Below are 2,657 nucleotides of genomic sequence, written 5' to 3' on the forward strand. Positions count from 1 at the left end.
TCATTTGGCGTAACCTCAGCGTTCTTCTCGCTGCGGGATCTTTTTCCCGAGTGGCTCCGCCACGAGGGAAAAAGCTCTCCTCGCGAGAAGAACGCTGAGAACCCGCGGCGGTGCCGGTTGCTTTGGTGGTCACTGCTCAGCGGCTCCGCCGCTGACAGGATGGGGAATACGCGTCAGGAGAACGTGCGTGCTCTTCCCGTTCTGGGCGGGGTTTTTGTGGTGTGGATGGCTTTTCGCGCAGCGTGAGGCCCCGTGCGGACGTGTCCGCACGGGGCCGGTGCGCGGGGGTCAGCCGACTCGGGCGCGGACCCAGTCGTGGAACTCCTCGATGTGGTGCTCGCTGGGGACCAGCACGCCGCCGCTCTTGTAGGACCGGGAGTCCATCGCCAGCTGGCAGCGCTCGCAGGCGTCGAAGTCCTGCTTGTTGACCCGGTGGAACAGCTCCACCGAGCGCTCGATGTCGACGCCGGAGTCCACGACCTCCGGCAGGTACAGCCAGTCGCACCGCACGATGGTCCGGTCCACGGCGATCGGGAACATGCGGTGGAATACCACGTGGTCGGGCACCAGGTTGATGAAGACCTGCGGGCGGACCGTGATGGCGTAGTAGCGGCGGTCCTGCTCCTCGTTGACGCCGGGGAGCCGCTCGACGCCCTCCGAGCCGTCGACGGTGAACCCCTGGATGTTCTCGCCGAATTCCGCGCCGTGGCCCACGAAGTACTGCGCGGCGAGGCCGTCGGCGAACTCCGGCAGCACCTCGGTCAGCTCCGGGTGGATCGTCGCGCAGTGGTAGCACTCCATGAAGTTCTCGACGATCTGCTTCCAGTTCGCCTTCACGTCGTACTCGATGCGCCTGCCGAGCTTGAGGTCGGCGACCTGGTAGCCGACGATCGCGTCCGGCGTGCCCAGGCGGTTGGTGACGTCGTTGATGACGGTGTCCTCGAACGACGGCGGGTCCTCGGCCAGGCACAACCACACGTAGCCGAGCCACTCGCGGACGTGCACCCGGTGCAGCCCGTACTCTGCGCGGTCGATGTCGGGCATCGCGGTGAGGTTCGGCGCGGCGATCAGCTTGCCGTCCAAGGCGTACGTCCAGGCGTGGTACGGACATTGGAACGACCGCCGCACCTCGCCCTGCTCTTCGGTGCACAACCGGGCCCCGCGGTGCCGGCACACGTTGAGGTGCGCGTTGACGCCGCCGTCGCGCCCTCGGACGACGATGACGCTCTCCCGGCCGATCTGCACGGTCTCGTACTGGCCGGGCCGGGCCAGGTCGGCGCTGAGCACGGAGCAGAACCAGCCCGCCTCGAAGATCGAGTCCTGTTCGGCGCGGAAGATCTCGGGATCGGTGTAGTAGTGGCCCGCGAGTGTTTCCCGCAGGCTCGCGGGGAGTCCTTGCTCCTCAACGGATGCGGAGAGCTCACCGGTCGTCATGGAAGTGCTCCTTGCTCGAGAGGACGGATTCGCGTCAAGGCGCTCCGGACGAGCGCTCGGCGAGGTGGGGCCGTGGCTCCCCGGAGGGAGCAGGTGAGCAGGATCAAGAGAGTTGCGCACAGTGCAACCCGGTGCGCGATGCGCTACACATAGCAGCGCGCCGGAAGCAGGATGTCAAGGGCCGCAGGAGGAATCGGCGGCAGCGGCGCCGATCCCCATCAGCGGGACGGGACCGGGGCGATCACTGGAAGACCACCGTGCTCTGCCCGTTCAGCAGCAGGCGCCGTTCGCAGTGCCAGCGCACGGCGCGGGACAGCGCCAGTGCCTCGGCATCGCGGCCGACCGTCTGCAAGGCCTTCGGGTCGTGGGTGTGGTCGATGCGGATCACCTCCTGCTCGATGATCGGTCCTTCGTCGAGTTCCGGGGTGACGTAGTGGGCGGTGGCCCCGACGAGCTTCACCCCGCGCCCGTATGCCTGGTGGTAGGGCTTCGCGCCCTTGAACCCGGGCAGGAACGAGTGGTGGATGTTGATGGCCCTGCCGTGCAGGGCCTTGCAGGTCTGATCGGACAGGACCTGCATGTAGCGGGCCAGCACCACGAGCTCGGCGTCGTGCTCCTCCACGACCCGCAGCAGCCGGGCCTCCGCTTCGGGCTTGGTGTCGCGGGTGACTGGGATGTGGATGAACGGCAGGCCCGCGTTCTCGGCCATGGGGCGCAGGTCCTCGTGGTTGGACACCACCGCGACGATGTCGGCGCCGAGGCTGCCCGCGCGGCAGCGGTAGATCAGGTCGTTGAGGCAGTGCCCGAGCTTCGAGACCATCACCAGGATCCGCGCGTTGCGATCGGCCGCGAAGGCGAAGGTCATCTCGAAGTCGGCGGCGACCGGTTCGAAGCCGCGCGAGATCTCCTCGATGTCGATCTCGTGCGCGGCGGTGACGTGGGTGCGCAGGAACAGCCTGCCGCGCACCGGGTCGTCGAACTGCTGGTGCTCCCCGATGTCGCAGCCGTGCTGGAAGAGGTACGAGCTGACGGCGTGCACGATGCCGCTGCGGTTGGGGCAGCTCAAGGTGAGCGTAAAAGAGCGGGTCAACGGATCCTCCTCAAAGGTCATTGCAGTCGGCCTGCGTAGGGGTCGGGTGGCGGAACCTCAGCGTTCTTCTCGCTGCGGGATCTTTTTCCCGAGTGGCTCCGCCACGAGGGAAAAAGCCGTCCTCGCGAGAAGA

The 2,657-nt window shown here is 67.2% G+C and carries 3 protein-coding genes; 1 reads left to right on the forward strand and 2 read right to left on the reverse strand.

Going from position 1 to position 2,657, the window contains the following annotated elements; translation table 11 throughout:
• A partial coding sequence (locus ACWD38_RS30275) for a hypothetical protein (RefSeq protein ID WP_450125443.1) occupies positions 1-246 on the forward strand: 246 nt, incomplete at its 5' end.
• Positions 247-288: 42 nt separating this feature from the next.
• On the opposite strand, the gene ACWD38_RS30280 is transcribed toward ACWD38_RS30275, so the two are convergent.
• The gene (locus ACWD38_RS30280; RefSeq protein ID WP_184478723.1) at positions 289-1,434 is read right to left on the reverse strand and encodes an aromatic ring-hydroxylating oxygenase subunit alpha; all 1,146 of its coding nucleotides are present in this window, start codon (positions 1,432-1,434) and stop codon (positions 289-291) included.
• 241 nt (positions 1,435-1,675) lie between these two features.
• Complete coding sequence (gene purU / locus ACWD38_RS30285) at positions 1,676-2,524, reverse strand: formyltetrahydrofolate deformylase (protein ID WP_450125444.1); 849 nt, start codon at positions 2,522-2,524, stop codon at positions 1,676-1,678.
• Between the last annotated feature and the right edge of the window lie 133 nt (positions 2,525-2,657).

This window comes from Saccharopolyspora sp. NPDC002578, assembly GCF_053592695.1.

What these genes read in the sequence shown, in the direction of transcription:
- ACWD38_RS30280 (WP_184478723.1), bottom strand. Translation starts at nt 1,434, where the DNA reads ATGACGACCGGTGAGCTCTCCGCATCCGTTGAGGAGCAAGGACTCCCC.